At 46.9% G+C, this 22673-nt stretch carries 16 protein-coding genes, 10 tRNA genes, 1 riboswitch and 1 other annotated feature; of the genes, 21 read left to right on the top strand and 5 right to left on the bottom strand.

Features of this window, described 5'->3' with window-relative positions; genetic code table 11:
- The first annotated feature begins 82 nt into the window (after positions 1 to 82).
- From C7R73_RS13255 to C7R73_RS13210, 10 genes are all read left to right on the top strand, one after another.
- Positions 83 to 155, top strand: a tRNA-Met gene (locus C7R73_RS13255).
- Positions 156 to 192: 37 nt separating this feature from the next.
- Positions 193 to 268, top strand: a tRNA-Asp gene (locus tag C7R73_RS13250).
- 1 nt (position 269) lies between these two features.
- Positions 270 to 340: transfer RNA gene (locus C7R73_RS13245), tRNA-Gly, on the top strand.
- An 11-nt stretch (positions 341 to 351) separates the two neighbouring features.
- Positions 352 to 425 (top strand) — tRNA-Ile (locus C7R73_RS13240).
- A 16-nt stretch (positions 426 to 441) separates the two neighbouring features.
- Positions 442 to 513: transfer RNA gene (locus tag C7R73_RS13235), tRNA-Glu, on the top strand.
- Between the two features lie 16 nt (positions 514 to 529).
- A tRNA-Val gene (locus tag C7R73_RS13230) sits at positions 530 to 602 on the top strand.
- A gap of 25 nt (positions 603 to 627) precedes the next feature.
- Positions 628 to 699: transfer RNA gene (locus tag C7R73_RS13225), tRNA-Glu, on the top strand.
- Positions 700 to 731: 32 nt separating this feature from the next.
- Positions 732 to 804, top strand: a tRNA-Met gene (locus tag C7R73_RS13220).
- Between the two features lie 67 nt (positions 805 to 871).
- Positions 872 to 945 (top strand) — tRNA-Ile (locus C7R73_RS13215).
- A 16-nt stretch (positions 946 to 961) separates the two neighbouring features.
- Positions 962 to 1033, top strand: a tRNA-Glu gene (locus C7R73_RS13210).
- Between the two features lie 90 nt (positions 1034 to 1123).
- Here C7R73_RS13210 and C7R73_RS13205 read toward each other — a convergent pair.
- Positions 1124 to 1930 carry a hypothetical protein gene (locus C7R73_RS13205; RefSeq protein ID WP_106450955.1) on the bottom strand — a complete coding sequence of 269 codons (807 nt, stop codon included), beginning with the start codon at positions 1928 to 1930 and terminating at the stop codon, positions 1124 to 1126.
- Between the two features lie 238 nt (positions 1931 to 2168).
- Positions 2169 to 2244, top strand: a riboswitch (SMK box riboswitch).
- Here C7R73_RS13205 and metK point away from each other — a divergent pair.
- A complete protein-coding gene (gene metK / locus C7R73_RS13200) occupies positions 2242 to 3438 on the top strand; it encodes a methionine adenosyltransferase (RefSeq protein ID WP_106450954.1) in 1197 nt (398 codons plus the stop codon). (Overlaps the previous riboswitch by 3 nt.)
- Before the next feature lie 82 nt (positions 3439 to 3520).
- Here the strand turns inward: metK and mnmL are convergent, their stop codons facing one another.
- The gene (gene mnmL / locus C7R73_RS13195) at positions 3521 to 4513 is read right to left on the bottom strand and encodes a tRNA modification radical SAM protein MnmL/YtqA (protein ID WP_239992646.1); all 993 of its coding nucleotides are present in this window, start codon (positions 4511 to 4513) and stop codon (positions 3521 to 3523) included.
- Between the two features lie 322 nt (positions 4514 to 4835).
- Between mnmL and C7R73_RS13190 the strand changes: the two genes are divergently transcribed.
- Entirely contained in the window at positions 4836 to 7931 is a 3096-nt protein-coding gene (locus C7R73_RS13190; RefSeq protein WP_275658102.1) for a LysM peptidoglycan-binding domain-containing protein, read from the top strand.
- 88 nt (positions 7932 to 8019) lie between these two features.
- Positions 8020 to 8227 (top strand) — a binding site (T-box leader).
- 89 nt (positions 8228 to 8316) lie between these two features.
- A complete protein-coding gene (leuS, locus tag C7R73_RS13185; protein ID WP_106450956.1) occupies positions 8317 to 10731 on the top strand; it encodes a leucine--tRNA ligase in 2415 nt (804 codons plus the stop codon).
- A gap of 95 nt (positions 10732 to 10826) precedes the next feature.
- Here leuS and C7R73_RS13180 read toward each other — a convergent pair whose 3' ends face one another.
- The gene (locus C7R73_RS13180) at positions 10827 to 12065 is read right to left on the bottom strand and encodes a LysM peptidoglycan-binding domain-containing protein (protein WP_106450951.1); all 1239 of its coding nucleotides are present in this window, start codon (positions 12063 to 12065) and stop codon (positions 10827 to 10829) included.
- A gap of 332 nt (positions 12066 to 12397) precedes the next feature.
- On the opposite strand from C7R73_RS13180, the gene C7R73_RS13175 reads away from it, so the two are divergent.
- From C7R73_RS13175 to pepV, 3 genes are all read left to right on the top strand, one after another.
- Positions 12398 to 14056: a putative polysaccharide biosynthesis protein gene (locus tag C7R73_RS13175; protein ID WP_161525958.1), complete on the top strand. Its 1659-nt coding sequence runs from the start codon at positions 12398 to 12400 to the stop codon at positions 14054 to 14056.
- Between the two features lie 61 nt (positions 14057 to 14117).
- On the top strand, positions 14118 to 14861 hold the full coding sequence (locus C7R73_RS13170; RefSeq protein ID WP_106450949.1) for a pseudouridine synthase: 744 nt from the start codon (positions 14118 to 14120) through the stop codon (positions 14859 to 14861).
- Between the two features lie 101 nt (positions 14862 to 14962).
- A complete protein-coding gene (gene pepV / locus C7R73_RS13165) occupies positions 14963 to 16366 on the top strand; it encodes a dipeptidase PepV (RefSeq protein WP_106450948.1) in 1404 nt (467 codons plus the stop codon).
- A 95-nt stretch (positions 16367 to 16461) separates the two neighbouring features.
- Here the strand turns inward: pepV and C7R73_RS13160 are convergent, their stop codons facing one another.
- Positions 16462 to 17208, bottom strand: coding sequence for a TMEM164-related integral membrane acyltransferase (locus C7R73_RS13160; protein ID WP_161525957.1), 747 nt, complete (start codon positions 17206 to 17208; stop codon positions 16462 to 16464).
- 269 nt (positions 17209 to 17477) lie between these two features.
- Between C7R73_RS13160 and C7R73_RS13155 the strand changes: the two genes are divergently transcribed.
- The gene (locus C7R73_RS13155) at positions 17478 to 17909 is read left to right on the top strand and encodes a GatB/YqeY domain-containing protein (protein WP_106450946.1); all 432 of its coding nucleotides are present in this window, start codon (positions 17478 to 17480) and stop codon (positions 17907 to 17909) included.
- A 112-nt stretch (positions 17910 to 18021) separates the two neighbouring features.
- On the opposite strand, the gene C7R73_RS13150 is transcribed toward C7R73_RS13155, so the two are convergent.
- Complete coding sequence (locus C7R73_RS13150) at positions 18022 to 18201, bottom strand: YjzC family protein (RefSeq protein ID WP_106450945.1); 180 nt, start codon at positions 18199 to 18201, stop codon at positions 18022 to 18024.
- Positions 18202 to 18449: 248 nt separating this feature from the next.
- On the opposite strand from C7R73_RS13150, the gene C7R73_RS13145 reads away from it, so the two are divergent.
- The 4 genes from C7R73_RS13145 (at position 18450) to pheS (ending at position 22672) form a co-directional block, all read left to right on the top strand.
- Positions 18450 to 19757: a murein hydrolase activator EnvC family protein gene (locus tag C7R73_RS13145; protein ID WP_106450944.1), complete on the top strand. Its 1308-nt coding sequence runs from the start codon at positions 18450 to 18452 to the stop codon at positions 19755 to 19757.
- 128 nt (positions 19758 to 19885) lie between these two features.
- Entirely contained in the window at positions 19886 to 20644 is a 759-nt protein-coding gene (locus tag C7R73_RS13140) for a TrmH family RNA methyltransferase (RefSeq protein WP_106450943.1), read from the top strand.
- A 337-nt stretch (positions 20645 to 20981) separates the two neighbouring features.
- Positions 20982 to 21296 (top strand): winged helix-turn-helix transcriptional regulator, encoded by a 315-nt coding sequence (locus C7R73_RS13135; protein WP_425445175.1) that lies wholly within the window; start codon positions 20982 to 20984, stop codon positions 21294 to 21296.
- Between the two features lie 329 nt (positions 21297 to 21625).
- On the top strand, positions 21626 to 22672 hold the full coding sequence (gene pheS / locus C7R73_RS13130; RefSeq protein ID WP_106450942.1) for a phenylalanine--tRNA ligase subunit alpha: 1047 nt from the start codon (positions 21626 to 21628) through the stop codon (positions 22670 to 22672).
- Position 22673 lies beyond the last annotated feature (1 nt).

Raw genomic sequence — 22673 nt, 5'->3', positions numbered from 1 at the left:
GACACCGCCCTTTCACGGCGGTAACACGGGTTCGATTCCCGTACGGATCATTGTCATGGCCTTTGGGTCATAATATTATTATCGCGGGGTGGAGCAGTTGGCAGCTCGCCGGGCTCATAACCCGGAGGTCACAGGTTCAAGTCCTGTCCCCGCAATTGGATGCAAGTCCACAGTGTTACTTTTTTAACGCATGGTTCCGTGGTGTAGGGGTCAACATGCCTGCCTGTCACGCAGGAGATCGCGGGTTCAAATCCCGTCGGAGCCGCCATGCGGGTGTAGTTTAGTGGTAAAACCCCAGCCTTCCAAGCTGATGTCGGGAGTTCGATTCTCCTCACCCGCTTTTTTTAAGAAGGGCCTATAGCTCAGCTGGTTAGAGCGCACGCCTGATAAGCGTGAGGTCGATGGTTCGAGTCCATTTAGGCCCATTTTTGCTATCTTTATGGTCCGTTGGTCAAGCGGTTAAGACACCGCCCTTTCACGGCGGTAACACGGGTTCGATTCCCGTACGGATCATTGTTTCCAGCATTATGGAGGTTTAGCTCAGCTGGGAGAGCGTCTGCCTTACAAGCAGAATGTCGGCGGTTCGATCCCGTCAACCTCCATTGCATTATTTATTTTCAATCTTATGGTCCGTTGGTCAAGCGGTTAAGACACCGCCCTTTCACGGCGGTAACACGGGTTCGATTCCCGTACGGATCATTGTCATGGCCTTTGGGTCATAATATTATTATCGCGGGGTGGAGCAGTTGGCAGCTCGCCGGGCTCATAACCCGGAGGTCACAGGTTCAAGTCCTGTCCCCGCAATTGATTCTGATTTCAGTTGAATGAGGATCTAATATCGCGAATCCGATTCGCGTCATGCGCTTTTGTAGGGCCTATAGCTCAGCTGGTTAGAGCGCACGCCTGATAAGCGTGAGGTCGATGGTTCGAGTCCATTTAGGCCCATTTTTGCTATCTTTATGGTCCGTTGGTCAAGCGGTTAAGACACCGCCCTTTCACGGCGGTAACACGGGTTCGATTCCCGTACGGATCATCATTGCAAAGCACTCTTTTGAGTGCTTTTTTCTTATACGTAAACAGGCAGCTGCACCAGTCGATTGACCGGTGCAACTGCCTGTTTCTGTTATACCAAAAATAGTAAGGAATAGCCCATTGTGAAAAGAAAACTGTAGTTGGCCAGATATTGTTCAATTCTGAGGGTGACTTGAAATCTTCGCTTGAATAAAGGAAAGACCAGTAGAGCGGACAAGCCGAATAAGATGATGGCCCATAGCGAGCTGCTGAGATTCAATATTTGCAAGATTGCTGTCGTATAGGCAAGCAGGAAGGAAGTCATTTTCAAAGATTTTGAGTGTTTCATCAGCAATTGTTGATAATAAGTCATTGGGCGATCGCTGCCCGCAGTATTCTTGATCTGAATCTGTATCAAACCAAAGATATGGAATAGGATCAATGGAAACAATTCGTATTGCAGCTGAAGTGGAATAAAGTTTGCCTGCGAGAAGAAGGCTATGGACGAAAGGATTAGTACTTTGAAGAAAGGTCTAAGCAATATCTCGTAAAAAGTATTTGTCATACTGTACGGATAAAATTGCAAAATCGAGTAAACAAAATACAGCAAAAGAATGGCAGCCAGGATCAGGTTCGATATAGAGGAAATGCTGGCCAACGATCCAATCGAAAGGATCCCGAAAAAGAGAATCATTTTATATGGGAGTTTGGCGCCGGATTGTTCACTCTTCGAAAGGAGCCGTTCGAGGGCATGGGTAAACATCAGAAATAGATAAAGCATGAAAAGCAGCAGATAGTTGGGTCCGTTGAATGTCATACCTCTCCATGCTCCGAAAAGAAGCAAAGTCAAAGGGGCTGTCAGCATCGCTAAAAAGGTGTGGTTCATCAGGTGCATGAATTGTTTCTTGATTGTCAGCATAATCTCTTCCTTCTTAATTAATGGGTACAGTTAGGGTATCAGCTCATATATATTGCGCAAATTCATCATAGGGTAACGTCATTGCGATGTCAAGCCACTGAAGAGTCAAAAGCGACCAGAAAATGTTTGGAGGAGTAAGTTTTTGTGGGCACCTTCCGTGGCGCAAAGATGAAATTCTCTTATTTTTTGTTGCTTTTTCGACGATGATAGCGTATATTAGGTATGTTGCTTTTCAGAGGCTAATTGCAATATCCCGATAGGATTCACAATATGTGAAGACGCCTTGTAACCAAAAAATGGGGGAATGAAAAATGGTAGAAAAAAGATTATTTACTTCAGAGTCAGTAACGGAAGGTCATCCGGATAAAATTGCTGATCAAATCAGCGATGCAATTCTGGATACACTGTTGGCTGCTGATCCAAATGCGCGTGTTGCTTGCGAAACGATCGTCACGACAGGACTGGTAGTTGTCTTTGGTGAGATCACTACAAGCGCATACGTAAACATCCAACAGATTGTCCGCGATACTGTAACTGAAATTGGTTATACACGTGGTAAATTTGGTTTTGATGCGGATAATTTAGCTGTAATGGTATCCTTGGACGAACAATCCGACGATATCGCAATCGGCGTCAACGAATCATTGGAACGCAGAGAGTCAGTGACTACGGATTACAATGAAATCGGGGCAGGGGACCAAGGTTTGATGTTTGGTTTTGCGATCAACGAAACGGAAGAACTGATGCCTTTACCTATTTCGCTTAGTCATAAGTTAGCGAAACGTCTATCTGAAGTCCGCAAAGACGGTACTTTGGAATATTTAAGACCGGACGGAAAAACGCAAGTTACCGTGGAATACGATGAGAACGGCAAACCGAAACGTGTGGACACAATCGTTTTGAGCACGCAACATGATGAGAATGTCACGTTGGAACAATTGAAAAAAGATATTTTGGAGCATGTCATCCATGCGGTCATCGACGACGCATTATTGGATGCTGACACTAAATACTTCATCAATCCTACAGGACGCTTCGTTATCGGCGGACCTAAAGGTGATTCCGGTCTGACAGGAAGAAAGATCATCGTTGACACTTATGGTGGGTATGCGCGTCATGGTGGCGGTGCGTTCTCAGGTAAGGATGCTACAAAAGTTGACCGTTCCGCAAGTTATGCGGCCCGTTACATCGCGAAGAACATTGTTGCGGCTGGTTTAGCTACAAAATGCGAAATCCAATTGGCGTATGCTATCGGTGTTGCTGAACCTGTATCGATTGCGATCGATACGTTCGGGACAAGCGAGTATCCAGAAGCCACTTTGATAGAAGCGGTACGCAAAAACTTCAACTTGACGCCAGCAGGCATCATCCAAATGTTGGATCTGCGTCGCCCAATCTTCAAAAAGACTGCAGCTTACGGACATTTTGGCCGTGAAGATGCTGATTTCACTTGGGAGAAGACGGACAAAACAGAAGCTTTGCTTTCATATGTCCAAGCTGGCAAATAATTTTAAGCTCAAAACCACAAATTTAAAAAAGGAAAGCGACCGGTATTGCCGGAACGCTTTCCTTTTTTTCTATTTCATAAATTTATGACTGAAGTCCACTGCGGACCATAACATCTTCCGCAACCTTATTTCTGATATTGTGGATCCCTTGATAGGTATTGCGGCGTTCCAGCTCATGGTCGATTGCGTTCAGCACTTCCCACTTTTTGAGGCTCCACATTGGACCGACGAGGGTGTCCCGCGGTGCGTCACCGGTGATGCGGTGGATGACGATTTCTTGTGGAATGACTTCCAGTTGGTCGCAGACGAGTTCCACATATTCGTCTTTCTCCAGCAATCTTAGCCTGCCTTGATGATAGTCCCGAAGCATTTTGGTGTTTTTCATCAAATGCAGCAAATGGATCTTGATGCCTTGGATATCCGAATCCAGGATGACACGGTTGACGCTCTCCATCATCATGTCATGGGTTTCGCCCGGAAGCCCGTTGATGAGGTGGGTGCACACCGGTATATTATGCGCACGCAGTTCTTCGACTGCCTTCAGGTAAGTATCATAAGAATGTGCGCGGTTGATGATTTTGCTTGTTTCCTCATGGATGGTCTGAAGTCCCAATTCCACCCATATATAATAGCGCTTGTTCAGTTCAGCCAAGTATTCGATTGTTTCCGGCGGCAGGCAGTCCGGGCGTGTTGCGATCATGATGCCTACAATGCCTTCCTCGTTGACGACCTGTTCATAGCGGTGGCGCAGGATGTCCACCGGTGCGTGCGTATTGGTGAAGTTCTGGAAATAGGCGATGTAGCTTTTTACATTCGGCCATTTTTTGTGCATCATGTCGATGCCTTTGCGCAATTGGACAGGCAGCGGATCGATCCGGTCTTGGGCGAAATCGCCGGATCCGGAAACGGTGCAGAAGGTGCAGCCGCCATGTGCGACGGTGCCGTCGCGGTTCGGGCAATCAAAACCGCCGTCGATGGCGACTTTGAATATCTTTTCGCCAAAGTGTTGTTGCAGATGGTAATTCCATGTATGGTAACGTTTATTTGTGTCACTGTATAAAAATTGATTTGTCAATACTTTCACCTCACTGTCCATTTTATCATGATTTTTGACCAGTCAGTAGACTATTTGACGATTTGTGTTACATTAAGAGGTAAGTCGAATGGAGAAAGGGCTTACTTTTAAGTAACAGAAAGGATTGTTACAGATTCATTTCAATTATTAAATATTAAATATGGTTATGAAAGCCATTCAAAAATTTGGGAAACAAACATATAATAGATATATTGGATGATTTTCTTAAAAGAAATTTAAATTATTTCCATTATTTTATTAATTCAGATGTTTTTCACTGCCAAATAGGCAGTATTATTGATACAGGGAGTGGTATATTTTGGTGTTATCCAGAAACGAACGCATCGACCAAAAGAAAAAAGAACAACTGATCAATTCTTTTATCACCACGAATAAAAGACTGAAGCGCAGCGTAGCGGTGTTGAGCACATCGTTCTTTATGACAACTGTTGTGAAGCCAGTCCAACTGGCTTTGGCAGCAGAGACGACTACGCTTGGAACAACGGATACACAAGTATATTCCACTAATCCCTTTTTGAACCAGATCATCCCGTCCGCAACCGTAATCGCTGCGCAAAATGATCTGTACGCCTCCGTGATGATGGCCCAAGCCATTCTGGAAAGTGGCTGGGGTACAAGCACTTTATCGAAGGCTCCCAACTACAACCTGTTCGGTATTAAAGGGGAATACAATGGCGAGTCCATCAATATGGAAACCTTGGAAGACAGTGGTGGACAGAATTATTATTCCATCAACGCCGAATTCAGAAAATATCCTTCTTACGCGGAATCTTTGCAGGATTATGCTGCTCTTCTGGCAAACGGGACCAGCTGGAATCCGACTTATTATGCCGGCGCATGGAAGAGCAATGCAGCCACCTATCAGGACGCCACGGCTTACCTGACCGGCCGCTATGCGACGGACACAGCCTACAGCACCAAATTGAACAGGATCATTGCGCAGTACGGCTTGGATCAATACGATAACTATCAACCTGTCGTCGAAGAAGAGGTTGAAGAACCGGATGCAGGCAATATCGATTTCGAAACGCCGACTGAAACTCCTGAGCTGCCTACTGTTGAGCTTCCGGAGAATACAGACGAAGATACTGCAGAACAAGAGACACCCGCTGAACCTACAGAGGATACCGAAGAAGCTGAAACACCGACAACGCCCGAAACACCAGTCCAAGCGGGGGATGCATTCCATGTTGTCCAATCCGGAGACACATTATACGCTATCGCTAAAAAATACGGGATTTCGTTAGTCGATCTGTTGTCACTGAATAAATTGAATTCCAATATGATCTATGTAGGGGACCGTCTGGTATTGCCTGATAGTGTCGTAGTCGAGGAAGAAGTGGATGAAGAAACAACTACGCCAACCACACCAACCGAAACGCCATCAACTACGACAGCTGCATCTTATACGGTAATCGCTGGCGATACACTTTACAAAATCGCTTCCGCGAACAGCTTGACGATCAGTGAATTGAAGAGTTTGAATACGCTGACGAGCGATACCATTTACGTAGGCCAGAAGTTATTGTTGGGCAAAGCGACAACGACTACTCCGGATACGACCGAGAATGGATCAAACAGCAATACGGGGCAAACGTCTACCCAATCCTACACGGTTAAATCTGGTGATACACTGTGGTCGATTGCGAATGCGAACAGCATGACCGTTGCCGCATTGAAGACCGCAAACAGTCTGACTTCCGATGCGATCTACCCGGGTCAGCTTTTGAAAACTACCGGTACTTCGACAGGCACTACAACGCCAACTACCGGAACGAATACGGGAACTACGGGAACCACTATCACAGGTGCTTTCATCAAACCGGCCAGCGGATACATTTCATCTCCATTCGGATACCGTACGTCTCCAATCAATGGTGCATTGGAATTCCATCGAGGCATCGATCTTGCAGGCAGCGGCAATATTTCAGCGTCGCAAGCAGGCGTTGTGGAAGTCGCCACGTATCATTACAGCTACGGCAATTACGTCGTCATCAACCACGGCAAGATAAATGGTGTGACAATCAAAACATTGTATGCGCATATGCAATCCGGTCTTTCGGTATCCGTAGGACAGACCGTCAGCCAAGGACAAAAAATCGGCGTGATGGGAACTACCGGCAGCTCGACAGGAGTCCATCTGCATTTTGAAGTGCAGGAAAACGGTACCGTCGTCAATCCGGTGAACTACATCAATAGCACCACTACTGTGACGCCTGGAGTGACAACACCAACAACGACGCCAACCACAAGCAGCAGCGTTGTTGTCGTGTCCGGAGATACTTTGTGGAAGATTGCAACCGCAAACGGTTTGACGGTATCAGAATTAAAAACGCTGAACAACCTGACTAATGATGCGATTCTTACTGGGCAAACACTGCTCTTGAAGAGCGCGGCCACGGTAACGCCAACCACACCGACAACCCCGACAGTGACGCCGGGTACAACAAGCGGTAACGTAACGGTCTCATCAGGCGACACGCTTTGGAAAATTGCAAACGCAAACGGTCTAAGTGTAGCTGAACTGAAGGCGCTGAACAATCTGACGAGCGACGTCATCGTTCCAGGCCAAACATTGTTGCTTAAACAAACTACGACAACACCGAGTGTGACGCAACCAACGACGCCAACAACACCGTCGACTGCAAGTACGATCACGGTAGCGTCAGGCGATACGCTTTGGAAAATCGCGAACGCCAACGGTTTGAGCGTATCGGCACTGAAAACATTGAACAATCTTACTTCTGATGTCATTGTGCCAGGGCAAGTGCTGACGCTCAAGAGCACGACAGTCACTGCACCAACCGTTACCCAGCCGACGACAACAGCGCCGACAACGTCGACTGCGACGAGCACGATCACAGTGGCAACCGGCGATACGCTCTGGAAAATCGCAAATGCAAACAGCCTGACGGTAACTGAATTGAAGACACTGAACAACCTGAGTTCCGATTATATTTATCCGGGTCAAACGTTGAAGGTGAAAGCCACGGCAACGACCGGGAGTACTTCTACAGTCGTAACGACGCCGGCTGTAACTACACCTTCCGTTCCGACTGTCACGAACAAAGTGTACACGGTCCAAAAAGGGGATACGCTCTATAAAATCGCATCCGCTAATGGCGTTTCGGTTGCCGACCTGAAGACTTGGAACAGCTTGAGCACGGATATCATTTTTGTGAACCAATCGCTGAAAGTGGCTGCAACGACAACTTCTGTGCAGGCAACAGCACCAACGACTAGTGCGCCTGCAGCATCAGCCAATTCGTATACTGTCGTAAAAGGCGACACTTTGTACAGCATTGCTAAGAAGAGTGGCGTTAGCTTAGCAGCTTTGATCGAAGCGAATGATATTACGTCCAACGTCATTTATGTCGGTCAAGTCATCACTTTCTAAGTCATCAGCCGAATGACTATTACGGGCATCAAGTCTTGATGAAATGAGTTTTATTTGTTAAAATAGCAGATGAATCAATTCATAACTGAAACAAACATAGAGAAGGATTAGTAGGGAGCAGCTTTTTTGAAGAGAGTGCATGGGTGGTGAAAATGCACAAAGAGCCTCTTGAACTCGCCTTTGAGTTGTTCCGCCGAAAGCATCAGTAAGCGGGACCGCATCGCTGCGTTACAGGCATGATAAGGAATGCAAAGACATTCAATATAGGTGGTACCACGAAAAAACTCGTCCTATAGGCAGAACCAGTGATGGACGCTGCCTATGGGACTTTTTTTATGGCCAATCGCCTGTTTGGATGAATGAAAAGAAAAGGATGTTGCTGGAAATGGGTTATACGCATAAAACGATCGAGAAAAAATGGCAAAAATATTGGGCAGACAACCGCACCTTCAAAACGACCGAAGAGGGCGGGAAACCGAAATATTATGTATTGGATATGTTCCCTTACCCATCCGGCCAAGGCTTGCATGTAGGCCATCCGGAAGGCTACACGGCGACGGATATCGTTGCCCGCGCAAAACGCGCACAAGGATTTAACGTGTTGCATCCGATGGGTTGGGATGCTTTCGGATTGCCGGCTGAGCAATATGCGTTGGACACTGGTAATGATCCGGCTGATTTTACCGAGCTTAACATCAAGACTTTCAAGCGTCAGATCCAATCATTGGGATTCAGCTATGACTGGAGCCGCGAAATCAATACGACGGATCCAAGCTACTACAAATGGACGCAATGGATCTTCACAAAATTGTACGAACAAGGTTTGGCCTATGAGGCGGAAGTTTCCGTCAACTGGTGTCCGGCGCTAGGCACCGTACTTGCCAATGAAGAAGTTGTCGATGGCGTCAGCGAACGTGGCGGCCATCCGGTCTACCGCAAACCGATGCGACAATGGATGCTGAAAATCACTGCCTATGCAGAACGCCTGCTGGATGATCTGGAATTGGTGGACTGGCCTGAAAGCATCAAAGAGATGCAACGGAACTGGATCGGCCGTTCTGAAGGTTCGAACGTCACTTTCAAAATCAAAGATACGGATAAAGACTTCACAGTCTTCACGACCAGACCGGACACGTTGTACGGCGCTACTTATGCGGTTATGGCGCCTGAATTGCCATTGGTGAAGGAAATCATGTCAGGTCAGCAAGCCGAAGCTGTTAAAGCTTACATCGATTCCATTTCACTGAAGAGCGATCTGGACCGTACGGAGCTTGCGAAAGAAAAGACCGGCGTATTCACTGGCGCTTATGCGATCAACCCGGTGAACGGCAAAGAAATCCCGATCTGGATCGCCGACTATGTTTTGGCGACATACGGAACCGGCGCCATCATGGCTGTTCCTGCCCATGACACCCGCGACTATGAATTTGCCAAAACATTCGATTTGGAGATCATTCCCGTCCTAGAAGGCGGAAACGTCGAAGAGGAAGCCTATACGGAAGATGGCTTGCACATCAACTCCGACTTCCTGAACGGATTGGATAAAGCGACAGGGATTTTGAAGATGAATGACTGGTTGTCCGAAAACGGATTGGGCGAAAAAGTGATTTCCTATCGTCTGCGCGATTGGTTGTTCTCTAGACAGAGATATTGGGGCGAACCAATCCCAGTCATCCACTGGGAAGACGGCACCTCGACAACGGTTCCTGAGAATGAACTGCCATTGCTGTTGCCGAAGACCGATCAAGTGAAACCGAGCGGCACTGGGGAATCCCCGCTTGCCGTCATCGCTGAATGGGTCAATGTTGTCGATCCTGTTACAGGTATGAAAGGCAGACGCGAAACCAACACAATGCCGCAATGGGCAGGCAGCTCATGGTACTTCCTGCGCTTCATGGATCCGCATAACCGCAATGATCTTGCTTCAAATGAAAGACTGGACTATTGGCAGAACGTCGATCTTTATATCGGTGGTGCTGAACATGCGGTGCTTCATCTGCTGTATGCGCGCTTCTGGCATAAATTCCTTTACGATATCGGTATCGTTCCGACGAAAGAGCCGTTCCAAAAATTGTACAACCAAGGCATGATCTTGGGCGAAAACAATGAAAAAATGTCCAAATCCAAAGGGAATGTCGTCAACCCGGATGACATCGTGGAAAGATATGGCGCAGATACACTCCGTATGTACGAAATGTTCATGGGACCGTTGGATGCATCATCGACATGGAGTGAAGGCGGCATCGAAGGCAGCCGCAAGTTCCTGGATCGCATTTGGCGTCTGCTTTTGGATGAAAATGATAAGATGCGCGACCGTATCACAACCATCAATACGCATGAATTGGACAAGGTTTACCATCAGACAGTCAAGAAGGTAACCGAGGATTACGATAATCTGCACTTCAATACGGCAATCTCGCAAATGATGATCTTCATCAATGAAGCCTACAAAGTGGATGCATTGCCGTTCGAATACGTCACTGGCTTTGTTCAATTGCTTGCTCCGGTCGCGCCTCACTTCGGTGAAGAGCTTTGGGTGAAACTGGGCAAACCGGAAGGCATTTCCTACGTTGCATGGCCAACTTATGATGAATCTTTCCTTATCGAAGACGAGATCGAAGTCGTTTTCCAGATCAACGGTAAAGTGAAAACAAAAGAAATGGTTCCCTCTGATATTTCCAATGATGACATGATTGCATTGGCATTGGAAAACAGTGTCATCAAAGAAGGCATCGAAGGCAAAACCGTCAGAAAAACCATCGCCATCCCAGGCAAATTGGTCAATATTGTAGCGAATTAATCTGAAATAATAAAGAGAACGCATACCCCAACTCTGACGGGGTGTGCGTTCTCTTTATTAGGTGTGTTCTTTTAAATATGTTTTTGTGGAAATACTTAAGGGATGATCAACACTTGACCGACACGGATAAGGTTCGGATTGGTTATGCCGTTAGCGTTCACGAGTTGCGTGATGGTTACGCCATAGCGAAGCGCGATCGCATATAAAGTATCCCCGGCTTTGACTGTATAGGACGTTCCCGTTGTCGGCGTAGTTGGAGTCGTCGGCGTTCCGGTACCAGGTATCGTCAACACCTGGCCGATACTGATCAGATTGGCGTTGGCGATATTATTGGCGGTAACAATCTGTTGGACCGTCACGCCATACCGCAAGGCGATCGCATACAGGGTATCCCCGGCTTTGACTGTGTAAGTTGTGCCGGTCGTCGGCGTTGTAGGCGTCGTAGGGGTTGTCGGCGTACTTGTTCCCGGAATCGTCAAAACTTGTCCGACGCGGATCAGGTTGGCGTTGGTGATGCCATTTGCATTAACGATCGCTTGGACAGTCACACCATAACGCAAGGCAATTGCATAAAGCGTGTCGCCCGCTTGGACGGTGTAGTTAGTTCCTGAACCTGTCCCCGGCGTGCTTGTGGTGTTCATAAGCTGAGAAAGGGTCACGAACGAGTAGCCCATTGCACGCAGCTGATTGATCATGTTCGGCAATGCGGCATTCGTCCCGTTGGCGCCATATCCGGCATGCATCAATACAATGGCTCCCGGCACGACGTTGTTGATGACGCGGTTGTAGATGTCAGTGGATGAATTACCCGTCCAGTCGAGCGTATCGATTGTCCATTGGAATGTGTACGTGTATCCGGCATTTCCGACTGTTTGCAGGACGGTACTGTTATAGGATCCGAAAGGAGCGCGGAAGAATGGTTTTGTGCTCTTGCCTGTGAGGTTTGTGATGATTGTTTCGGTTCGGTTGAGTTGGTTTATCATTTCGGTCGTCGATACGGTTGTGAAATCCGGATGATTATAGGAGTGGTTTCCGATGTCATGGCCAGCTGCGACAATGTTCTTGATTGCCTGCGGATGATTTTCAGCACCTTGACCAGTGAGGAAGAATGTGGCTTTTACATTATTGGCTGATAATGTGTTCAGAATTGATTGGACGTAGTATCCATCCGATCCATCATCAAACGTTAAGGCAACAACCTTATTGGATGTTGAGCCTTGGTAAATAATCTGCGAGGTAGCAGCCAAAGCGGGTGTTGCCGAAAAGGTGAAGAAAAGCAGGAGCGAAAGGATGACTCCGAATAAATGTCTGAACCCCTTTCTTGAGGTGTTCATTTTTATTCCTCTTTTCTATTGCAGTCTGTGCGACATGGTTGGCGTGACAGCGTTTAAAGCCAAGTGACTACGAATTGTGATTTTGGCAAAAAAACGGATTGGCCCAGTTCTTTTCCACACTTACATTTTACCATAAACGTTTAGGTGTTGGTATGAAAACGCATGCAAATAAATAGTTCGTTCAGCCTGGGAATTTCAGGGATGATTCTGAAATTATTAGGATTTTGCAAAATAAGACTGCTATAGATTGAAAAACCCCGGATTTTTGGTAAAATACTTGAGTGATGGTATTATTATTCTCTTTCATTCATCGGGAAGAAAGCAGGTTGCAAATGTCAACAGATAGAAAAGTTAACGAAGAAAATGAAACAACCAACAATAAGATGGTGCAGGGGACTTTTTGGATGACTTTCGGGAGCATTTTTTCCCGCTTGATCGGCGCGCTCTACATCATCCCATGGAATGCCTTGATGGGTTCGACGGATGCGGCCAACACGGCCAATGCCCTTTATTCGATAGGCTACACACCTTATCAGCTGTTCCTTTCGATCGGGATAGCAGGCTTCCCTGCAGCGATGTCCAAGCAGGTGGCCCAATACAATGCAAAAAATCAATACCGCACCGGGATCGACATCTTCAAGAAGAGCATGTTCTTCATGATTTTGACGGGTGCGGTCAGTGCCGCATTGATGTACGGTTTGGCACCGATGATCGCTGAGAACAGCCCAGCCGCGTCGCCTGAAGACGGCGCATTGGTGATCCGGGCGTTGGCTCCGGCTTTATTGTTGGTGCCCGGCATGAGCTTGATGCGCGGTTTTTTCCAGGGCTACCAGGATATGGTGCCTTCAGCTATTTCGCAAGTGTTCGAACAGATCGGCAGGGTAGTGTATCTTTTGGGAGCCACCTACATCGTGATGCAACTTCTGGACGGCAGCATCGCCACAGCGGTTGCGCATTCCACTTTTGCGGCGTTTATGGGCGCAATCGTTGCAACCATAATCCTTCTTTTTTATTACAAAAAGAAAATGGCCGAATATCAACCGTTGATCACCAACAGTGAACCTTCAAGCAACATCCAGACGACTGCGGCCATCAAGAGCATGCTGCAGGAATCGATCCCGTTCATCCTGATCGGCTCAGGCATCACTTTCGCCAAGCTGATCGACCAAGTGACGTTCAAACCAATGATGGAGAACCTGACGAGCTACTCCGGCAAAGAAATCGAGGATCTTTTTGGACTGTTCAGTTTCAACGCCGACAAACTGATCATGATCATCGTTTCTTTGGCGGTCGGGATGGCCACAGCAGCGGTGCCTCTGATTGCGGCCGAGTTCACGAAAGGAAACTTCCGTGTGCTGCAGAGCCAGGTGAGGGAGATCATCCAACTTTTCGCTTTCATCATGCTTCCGGCATCATTGGGGATGATGATTGTTTCGGAACCGATCTACAACGTGTTCTATCCGCTTCATCCGGTAGGTCCTACGCTATTGGCGGTATCGGCTTTAATGAGCATCGTTTTGGGTCTGTTCACGGTTCTGGGGTCGATTTTGCAGTCGTTGAGCCGACATAAGACAATGATCTCCTATCTGTTGGTTGGACTAGCGGTCAAAGTGCTCATGCAGTATCCAATGTTGGCTTTGTTCGATACGGCAGGCGCATTGGTTGCCACGACGATAGGATTCATCGTGACGGTGCTCTTGAGCGGATGGAAAATCTATCACTTGACCCATTTCGGGCTGTTTGACACGTTGAGAAAAACCGGTAAAATTTTGGCAGTCGCCTTAGTCATGACGGCCTGCGCGTTCATCGCCTTGAAAGCCAGCATGCTCGTCATTCCAATCGATCGCAAGTTGACGGCACTCGTAGTTGTCGCCATCGTAGCGGCAGTCGGAGGCTTCGTCTACTTGTTCCTGACCCTAAAATTGCGCATCGCTGATGACATTTTGGGCGCCAAAGCGAACGGTTTGCGCAGAAAAATGCGCATCAAATAAAAATAAACAAAACCAAAAAGCAGCCTTAGTGGGTGCTTTTTGGTTTATAAGGGAGAAAAATATGCGTTTGGACAAATTGCTGTCGAATTCCGGATTCGGATCCAGAAAAGAAGTCAAAGTGTTATTGAAAAAGAAATCGGTGACGGTGAACGGAAAAGTTGAAACGAAAGCCGAAGCCAAAGTGGACAGCGAAAAGGACACAATTCTGGTCGGAGGCGATCCTGTCAGCTACCAGGAATTCACTTACCTGATGATGAACAAACCGCAGGGCGTCCTCAGTGCGACGGAGGATAATCACCAAAAGACGGTCATCGACCTGTTGGCTTTCGAACTGCATCAGCAGGAGCTCTTTCCCGTGGGCCGACTGGACAAGGATACGGAAGGGTTACTGCTGTTGACGAACGATGGTAAATTGGCGCATTTCCTGCTGTCGCCGAAACGGCATGTGGACAAGATCTACTTCGCGGAAGTTGCCGGTCGGATGACGGAAGAAGACCAAAAAGCCTTTGCTGAAGGGCTCATACTGGAAGATGGCTACCGTTGCCTGCCGGCAAAACTGGAGCTCCTGCGCTATGATGAGGAAAAGGATAGCTCGGAGGTTGAGATCACGATCAAAGAAGGGAAGTTCCATCAAGTGAAACGGATGGTGCTGGCCTGCGGAAAAGAGGTCACCTTCCTGAAACGATTGACAATGGGGCCCCTGCATTTGGACAAGCAATTGGCAAAAGGGGACTATCGTCCGCTGCGTGATGAGGAACTTGCGGCATTGCGGGAACATCTGCCGGACTCGATTAAAAAAGGCTAAGAAATTGCGGATTGTTGGGCCTAAATACCAAGCTTTTATTTGGTTATTTTGCCAAAAATGATATGATGATAGCATGATATTTTAAGTTAGGATGTGTGCATATGGAAATCAATTGGAAAAAAGAAGTGGAAGTCAGAAAAACGGAACTGCTGGAGGATTTATTCACTTTATTGCGGATCGACAGTGTGCGGGACGATTCGAAAATAACCCCAGACGCCCCGGTCGGACCAGGCCCTAAAGAAGCTCTGGAGGCCTTCTTGGCTATCGGCGAACGCGACGGTTTCACCACGAAAAATGTCGGCAATCTGGCTGGACATATCGAATTCGGAGAAGGCGAAGAATTGATGGGCGTATTCGGCCACGTCGATGTTGTGCCTACCGGAACCGGTTGGGATACGGATCCTTTCGTGCCTGTCATCATCGATGACCGCATCTACGCCCGCGGATCCAGCGATGACAAGGGGCCTACGATGGCTGCCTATTATGCATTGAAGATCATCCGCGACCTGAAATTGCCGATTTCCAAAAAGGTCCGCGTCATCATCGGCACGGATGAAGAGAGCGGCTGGAAATGCATGGACCACTATCTCGAGAACGAACGGATTCCGGATTTCGGCTTTTCTCCGGATGCCGAGTTCCCGATCATCAATGGTGAAAAAGGCATGCAGACCTTCATGGTCCAATTCAGAGGCGACAACAAAGGCGGCAAGAACGAGTTGCTGAGCTTTGATGCAGGCCTGCGCGAAAACATGGTCCCTCAGGATGCGACTGCCGTATTCAACAGCCCGGAGGCCGAAAGAATTGAGCAGGCATTCGCTGCTTTCCTTGAGAATAATCCGGTCAAGGGAACAATTTCTGTGGAAGGCGAACAAGTTACAATTGAATTGATCGGTAAAGCCGCTCACGGCATGAATCCGGCTGCCGGCGTGAACGCGGGCACTTATCTTGCCGCTTTCCTGAACAAATTCAACTTCGGCGGACAAGCGGCCACTTTCCTTGAAATGATCGCGGACCGCATCCACCTGCAGCATGATGCAAAGAAATTGAACTTGGCTTACACGGATTCGGTCATGGGCGAATTGACCATGAATGCCGGCATTTTCACCTTCACACCCACAACTGGCGGCGAAGTCGCTTTGAACTTCCGTTACCCGCAAGGCGTTTCCGAAGAAGGCATCGAAATCAAGTTGGAAGCGGCATTGGCTTCCTATGGCGTGACGATCGTAAAAGGCGGACACGGCAAATTGCCGCATTACGTCCCTGCTGACGATCCGTTGGTTAAAACGTTGTTGGCTGTCTACGAAAAACATACAGGCCTGAAGGGGCATGAACAATCCATCGGCGGCGGAACCTACGGACGCCTGTTGGAACGAGGCGTTGCCTATGGCGCGATGTTCCCCGACAGCATCGATACAATGCACCAAGCGAACGAATTCATTGCTCTGGATGATCTATTCCGCGCGACTGCCATCTACGCGGATGCCATGTATGAATTGCTGAAATAAACATACTATTTAATAGTTTATACCGTTAAAAAAAAACAGAAATGCTGTTCAATCAGCATTTCTGTTTTTTGGTATATCCACTTCAGGCCGATTCGTCATCCCGAAAAATTCCTTCTTCTGGAAATTTCAAAGGGCGCGTAAAGGACAGCCCAGACGATGACGATGGATCCGAGGACTGCAATCAAGTAGCCGGGTGTTCCCAGCCACTTGTCGAAAAGCACAAGCAGAGTCCCTTTTTCTATACGGTTCAGGAACATATAATTGCTGCCGATTGTTTGGTTGACCCAGAAAGCTATCCCGACAAATGGCGCGGCCAAGTAGAGGGAATGCGGTAAGCTTTTGATATCAGGACGAAAGCCATCTCCGAACACAAAAAGCAAAGGAAGCAGAATCAGCAACGTGTGTGTCAGAGTATATTCCAAAAAATTGAAACTTAATAGAGGATAAGGCCCCAGATTAGGGTTTGACATGGCGACCAAACCGCCCGGCAAACTGATTCCATAGATGAATTCTTGAAACAGATGCTTGTTTGAAAAAACAGCGGCTGTCCCCATTATTGCTGATACGCTGCAGAGGTGCAGTGGAAGCAACAGGCTCAAAAAGAAGGAAAAATCACCGAAAAAGGCACACCAAATCCAGCGCGAAAAATAAAGCATAATCAGTAAGGTAACTATCGTCATTTTTATGCTTCTTCGGCCAAAAACAGTCTGCTTGCGATAGATCTGGATTACCAAAAGGGTGATAATAAAAAATAGGATAAGGACAATAATATGAGCTGAACTGAATGTTTCCACGCCCATGCCGCTCGGTAAATCTGATTCAAAAGTCCAAAAGTATGACATGCTTACACCCTCTTTCGCGAATGAATTGGAGTACTTTCTGAAGGGTATTTTGTTCGCCCTAATTTTACCGCTCATGATGGTTATACGCCATCTACAGCATCTGTTTTCATTGTGTTTTTCAGGCATGCAACCCAGCCAATATCCGGAACGGGTAGCAGAGATTTGCCAATTCAGCTTCTTTTCCTTAAAATGAGGGGTGAAGGCTGACCCTTGCAGCAAAAAATTATCAAAACAGCCCATACTAATGAATCGAAGGGAGACCTGTAATCATGACATTGAAAGAAAAAGTGAACAAGGACTTCATCCAAGCAAGAAAAGACAAAGACACGTTGAAGGCGGACGTCCTGCGCCTCATCAAAACGGAGTACGATTCGTTCTTGATCGACAACAAACGCGAGATGACCGAAGCAGAGCAAATCCATGTTTTTCTGAAGGACATCAAGAAAAACAACGAAGCCATCGACTATGCGAAACAAGTCGACCGCACTGACCTGATTGAAGAGAACCAGAAAAAATTAGCCATTTTGGAGGCTTATGTCCCCAAAATGATGGATGAAAGAGAAGTCCGCTTCTTTTTGGCCGAAAACGGGGTAGCCGAAATGTCGTTGAAGGATGCGATGAAATTCTCGATGCAAGTGCTGGACGGAAAAGCCGACAAAGCGCTCGTCTCCAAAATCATCAAAGAACTGTTGGCAAAATAATGCATCAGACAAAAAAAGGACTGTGCGGCTCGAGCTGCACGGTCCTTTTCTGAAGTGAAATCCAAGGTTCCTCCGTCCTGAATCGTTCAAGTGATCAGTAATAGGCGAATAATCAGTCTTTTTTGATCCATTTGTTTCCGGCTTTATTTGTAGGCGGAAGTCTGTGCCCTTCGACAATGTGGACTTCTTTGCTGCCGGTGATTTTCCCCCCTCTAGGGCCAACTTCTTTGTAGACGCCAGGAGGGAGATTATCCGTACCTGGTTTATGCAAATTTTTTTGATCGATTTTCATGCTTTTGCTCCTTTCTTTCCTGAAGAGCGATGGCGGAGGCACTGCTTGGTATAGGTTAAGTATATCGCTGCAAGCGCAAACAATCAAATGATGGCTGTCTTCAGAAGGCATTGTGCAAATATGAACAACATTTCAGAATTTACGACTGCCGTAACAAATTGAAATACAATTGTCATATTTCTATCATGTAATAGTATTTTAACTTTGATATACTTCATCTCGTAGAAGAAACAGGAGGAGAAGTATAATTGGGAAAAAAACATATCGCGTTGTTCGCATCAATCTTATTGCTTAGTCCGATTGCAGGTGGATTTACTGCTCAAGCGGCTACATTGGAAGAATTACAACAACAAAAAGATGCTTTGCAATTAGAAACGAATACGATTCAATCGCAGATTGAAGAAAAATCAAATTCATTGAATACTTTGGAATCCGAAAAAGCAAACTTGGAAACGAAAGTGAATGAACTTCAATCGCAATTGGATGAATTGATGAACCGATTAGCGGCTCAAGAACAAAAATTAGCTGATATCGAATCAAAGATTCTGGAATTGCAAGCTGAAATTGAAGCATTACAAGTGGTCATCGACCAGAGAACCGAAAAATTAAATACGCAGGCTCGTTATATCCAAACGGATGCGGGTGTTACGGATATAGCTTCAATGCTGTTGTCTTCAGAGGATTTCTCTGACCTAGTCGGAAAAATCACGGTCGTTTCAAAGATTGTGACTGCCAACAAGGACATTGTGGAACAACAGGAAGCAGATCAGCAAAAAGTCGAAGACAGCAAAGTGGCTGTTGAAGAAGAAAAACTTGCCGCTGAAGCATTGAGACAAGACATTTTGATTTCAAAAAATAATGTCGTAGCCCAAAAAGCTGAAATCGACGTACAAATCGCGCAAGTCATCGAGAACTATGAGTTGACTGAAGCCGAGAAAAATGGCTTGGAATCAACCAGAGCTGACTTGGCTTCACAAACAGAAACAATCAGCAATGACATGGCGGCTGAACAAGCCCGCATCACTGCTGAAGCAATTGCAGTAGCCGAGGCAGAAGCAGCAGCCATCGCAGCAGCGGAAGCTGCCGCAGCAGCAGCTGCCAATAACTTGACGGCATCTGTCGCAACAACGACAACAACACCCAGCTATTCAGTGAATTCCAGCGGATTCTTGAGACCGGCTAGCGGCTACATCTCTTCTCCATTCGGAAATCGCGTTTCTCCATTCGGCGGATCGATCGAATTCCATCGTGGCGTTGATATCGCAGGCAGCGGAGCGATCTCAGCAGCGCAATCAGGAACAGTTGAAACAGCTACTTATCATGCAAGCTATGGCTATTATGTCGTCATCAACCACGGCACAATCAATGGTGTAAACGTTAAAACGTTATATGCCCATATGCAACCGGGCTTGTTGGTGGCTCCAGGTCAAACTGTCAGCCAAGGGCAACAAGTTGGCGTGATGGGTACGACAGGAAGCTCGACCGGCGTCCACTTGCACTTTGAAGTACAGGAAAATGGCGCAGTAGTAAACCCTGTAAATTACATCGGCGGATAAGAATCCGAGAAGACATAGAAAAAATATAGAGAAGCGATCAGGATTTTCTGACCCCTTCTCTTTTTTTTGCAACGAAAAGGGTAATGATGCGTTATAATAGGGAATATGTTGAACTGAGGAGTTACAAAATGGAAAAGATAGCATCGATGAAAAATCAAAAAGTAAAACAATGGAAAAAACTGCAGACCGCTAAAGGCCGGAAAGAGGCGGGCGCTTATCTGATCGAGGGGACGCATCTTTTGAAGGAAGCCATCAAAGCAGATGCGAACATCCATGAAGTCTTGATGACAGAAGCTTTTCACGAACAGTCGGATCTGCAGATTGGCGAAAGAGACATCATCATTGTTTCCCCGGAAATCCTGGCCAGCTTGGCTCAAACCGAGACACCGCAAGGAGTCGTTGCGATCGTTCAGATTCCTGAAGCCGCTCCGATTTTGGAATACAGAGGCAAATACATCCTTTTGGATCAGGTTCAGGATCCAGGAAATGTCGGCACCATTATCCGAACGGCGGATGCTGCCGGGTATGCAGGGGTCATTTTGGGGGAGGGATCGGTGGATCTCTACAATGACAAAGTGCTGCGCTCCATGCAAGGAAGCCATTTCCACCTGCCTGTCTATCGTGGCGATCTGCAAGAGGTGATCCCCGAATTGAAGAACAGCGGTATCCGGGTATACGGAACCGAACTGAATGAAGCGGCTGTCGATTACCGTACCGTATCCCCGACCGATGCGGTTGCGCTTGTGCTCGGCAACGAAGGGAATGGCGTTTCAAAAAAAATATTAGCATTGACGGATCAAAATCTGTACATCCCGATCTTCGGCGAAGCGGAGTCTCTGAATGTCGCCGTTGCGGCTGGAATTTTGCTTTATCACTTCGTCGGCTGAAGAAATGCATGAAAAAAACGCGATTTTTTCAATTAAACGTGAAAAAGTGTTGCCTTTGTGAAATTCCTATCCTATTATAGAAAACAGACATGAACTTTTTGTATGCGAGCAAGCAGACTGCCGAATTCCTGACTAGATTCATTCGTGATTCTTTTCCTTTTTGGATGGAATGAAGCGGCGGCCACAAGCATTTTTCTGAGGAATTAATTCAGTTAGTGCAGATTGCAGAGCAGGATGCTTATTTTTTGTAAACATTTTGTGACAAAAGGCACATTCCCTTTGACAGGGGAAATGAGGGTGTTTATAATAGGTCAAAGAGGTGAAGGCTGTGAATGAAATGCTGGAAGTAAAAAAATGTATTTGTCCAAAGTTTGAAAAAACATTCTCTATTTTAGGGAAAAAATGGACCGGCTTAATCATCGAAGTCTTGATGGACGGAGATAAACGATTCAAGGAATTGGCCGTGCAGATACCTAATGTCAGTGATCGAGTATTAGTAGAACGCTTAAAAGAGCTGGAAGATGAAAAAATTGTAGTAAGAACCGAAAATCCTGCGGCGGCAATCAAAGTGATGTATGGATTGTCCGAAAAAGGGAAAGCTTTGAACAATGTGATGCTGGAAATCCAATCTTGGTCGGATGCTTGGGTCTAATCCGAACTTGACGGAAGCGGCATTTCCGGGTAAACTGGCAAAGTAAGTAAAATGAATATGAAAAGCGTTGAAGGGAACCTTCACGATCTGCAGCTTTTTTCAGGGAATAATGGCCATTGACTGCGAGCCTTTATAGAAGCCGATTGTGATTTTTCACTCCCCGAGCTGACTTTGGGATTTGCCCTGTGCAATGAATAAAGTTCCGGTTTATTACCGTTAAACAAATGAAGTGTCGTTGCTTGCAGCGAAACAAGGGTGGTACCACGAAAATCTCGTCCCTTACCAGGGATGGGATTTTTTTGCATTTTTTCAAGAAAAGGGGACAGAACATGGAATTGAAAGCAAAATTACAAACATTACGTATAGATGCCTTACATCAAGTCGAATCTGCAGAGGATCTGCAGGCATTGAATCAAGTCCGCATTTCCTATTTAGGGAAAAAAGGGCCGATCACAGAAGCTTTGAGAGGGATGAAGGATTTAAGCCCTGAGGAGCGTCCCGTCATCGGAACTTTGGCGAATGAACTGCGCGACGACATCGAAGCCGCCATCCAAGCCAAAAAAGATGCGCTGGAAATCAAAAAAATGGAAGCCGAAATCGCGGCTGAAACGATCGATGTCACCTTGCCTGGCAAAAAAATCGCCCAAGGCACGACACATGTCTTGACGCAGATCAACGAAGAAATCGAGGATCTGTTTTTGGGCATGGGTTACAAGATTGTGGACGGCCCAGAAGTGGAACAGGACAGCTACAATTTCGAAAAGATGAATCTTCCGAAAGATCATCCGGCCCGTGATATGCAGGACACTTTCTACATCACCGGTGAATTGTTGTTGCGTACGCATACGTCACCCGTCCAAGCGCGCACGATGGAGAAGCATGACTTCTCCAAAGGACCATTGAAGATGATCAGCCCGGGGAAAGTCTACCGCCGCGACAGCGATGACGCGACCCATTCACACCAGTTCCACCAGATTGAAGGATTGGTCATCGGCGAGAACATCACTTTGGCTGATCTTAAAGGCACGCTTGCCGTCTTCGCCAAAAAATTGTTCGGCGAAGAGCGCGAAATCCGTTTGCGTCCGAGCTACTTCCCGTTCACTGAACCTTCTGTCGAAGTCGATGTCAGCTGCTTCAAATGCGGCGGATCCGGCTGCAACGTCTGCAAACAAACCGGTTGGATCGAAATCTTGGGATCCGGCATTGTGCATCCGAATGTTTTGGAAATGTCGGGGATCGATTCCGCGAAATATTCCGGTTTTGCTTTCGGGCTTGGGCAAGAGCGTGTAGCGATGTTGAAATATGGAGTGGATGACATCCGCCACTTCTATCAAAACGACATCCGATTCTTAAGTCAATTTGATGTGAAGGAGTAAT

Origin of the sequence: Trichococcus alkaliphilus (genome assembly GCF_003008695.1) — a bacterium.
GTDB lineage: Bacteria > Bacillota > Bacilli > Lactobacillales > Aerococcaceae > Trichococcus > Trichococcus alkaliphilus.
The sequence above is the reverse complement of the archived record's forward strand: the minus strand, read 5'-3'. Positions and strand labels throughout refer to the sequence as shown.

What these genes read in the sequence shown, in the direction of transcription:
- C7R73_RS13205 (WP_106450955.1), bottom strand. Translation starts at nt 1,930, where the DNA reads ATGCTGACAATCAAGAAACAATTCATGCACCTGATGAACCACACCTTT.
- metK (WP_106450954.1), top strand. Translation starts at nt 2,242, where the DNA reads ATGGTAGAAAAAAGATTATTTACTTCAGAGTCAGTAACGGAAGGTCAT.
- leuS (WP_106450956.1), top strand. Translation starts at nt 8,317, where the DNA reads ATGGGTTATACGCATAAAACGATCGAGAAAAAATGGCAAAAATATTGG.
- C7R73_RS13180 (WP_106450951.1), bottom strand. Translation starts at nt 12,065, where the DNA reads ATGAACACCTCAAGAAAGGGGTTCAGACATTTATTCGGAGTCATCCTT.
- C7R73_RS13175 (WP_161525958.1), top strand. Translation starts at nt 12,398, where the DNA reads ATGTCAACAGATAGAAAAGTTAACGAAGAAAATGAAACAACCAACAAT.
- C7R73_RS13170 (WP_106450949.1), top strand. Translation starts at nt 14,118, where the DNA reads ATGCGTTTGGACAAATTGCTGTCGAATTCCGGATTCGGATCCAGAAAA.
- pepV (WP_106450948.1), top strand. Translation starts at nt 14,963, where the DNA reads ATGGAAATCAATTGGAAAAAAGAAGTGGAAGTCAGAAAAACGGAACTG.
- C7R73_RS13160 (WP_161525957.1), bottom strand. Translation starts at nt 17,208, where the DNA reads ATGTCATACTTTTGGACTTTTGAATCAGATTTACCGAGCGGCATGGGC.
- C7R73_RS13155 (WP_106450946.1), top strand. Translation starts at nt 17,478, where the DNA reads ATGACATTGAAAGAAAAAGTGAACAAGGACTTCATCCAAGCAAGAAAA.
- C7R73_RS13150 (WP_106450945.1), bottom strand. Translation starts at nt 18,201, where the DNA reads ATGAAAATCGATCAAAAAAATTTGCATAAACCAGGTACGGATAATCTC.
- C7R73_RS13140 (WP_106450943.1), top strand. Translation starts at nt 19,886, where the DNA reads ATGGAAAAGATAGCATCGATGAAAAATCAAAAAGTAAAACAATGGAAA.
- C7R73_RS13135 (WP_425445175.1), top strand. Translation starts at nt 20,982, where the DNA reads ATGCTGGAAGTAAAAAAATGTATTTGTCCAAAGTTTGAAAAAACATTC.
- pheS (WP_106450942.1), top strand. Translation starts at nt 21,626, where the DNA reads ATGGAATTGAAAGCAAAATTACAAACATTACGTATAGATGCCTTACAT.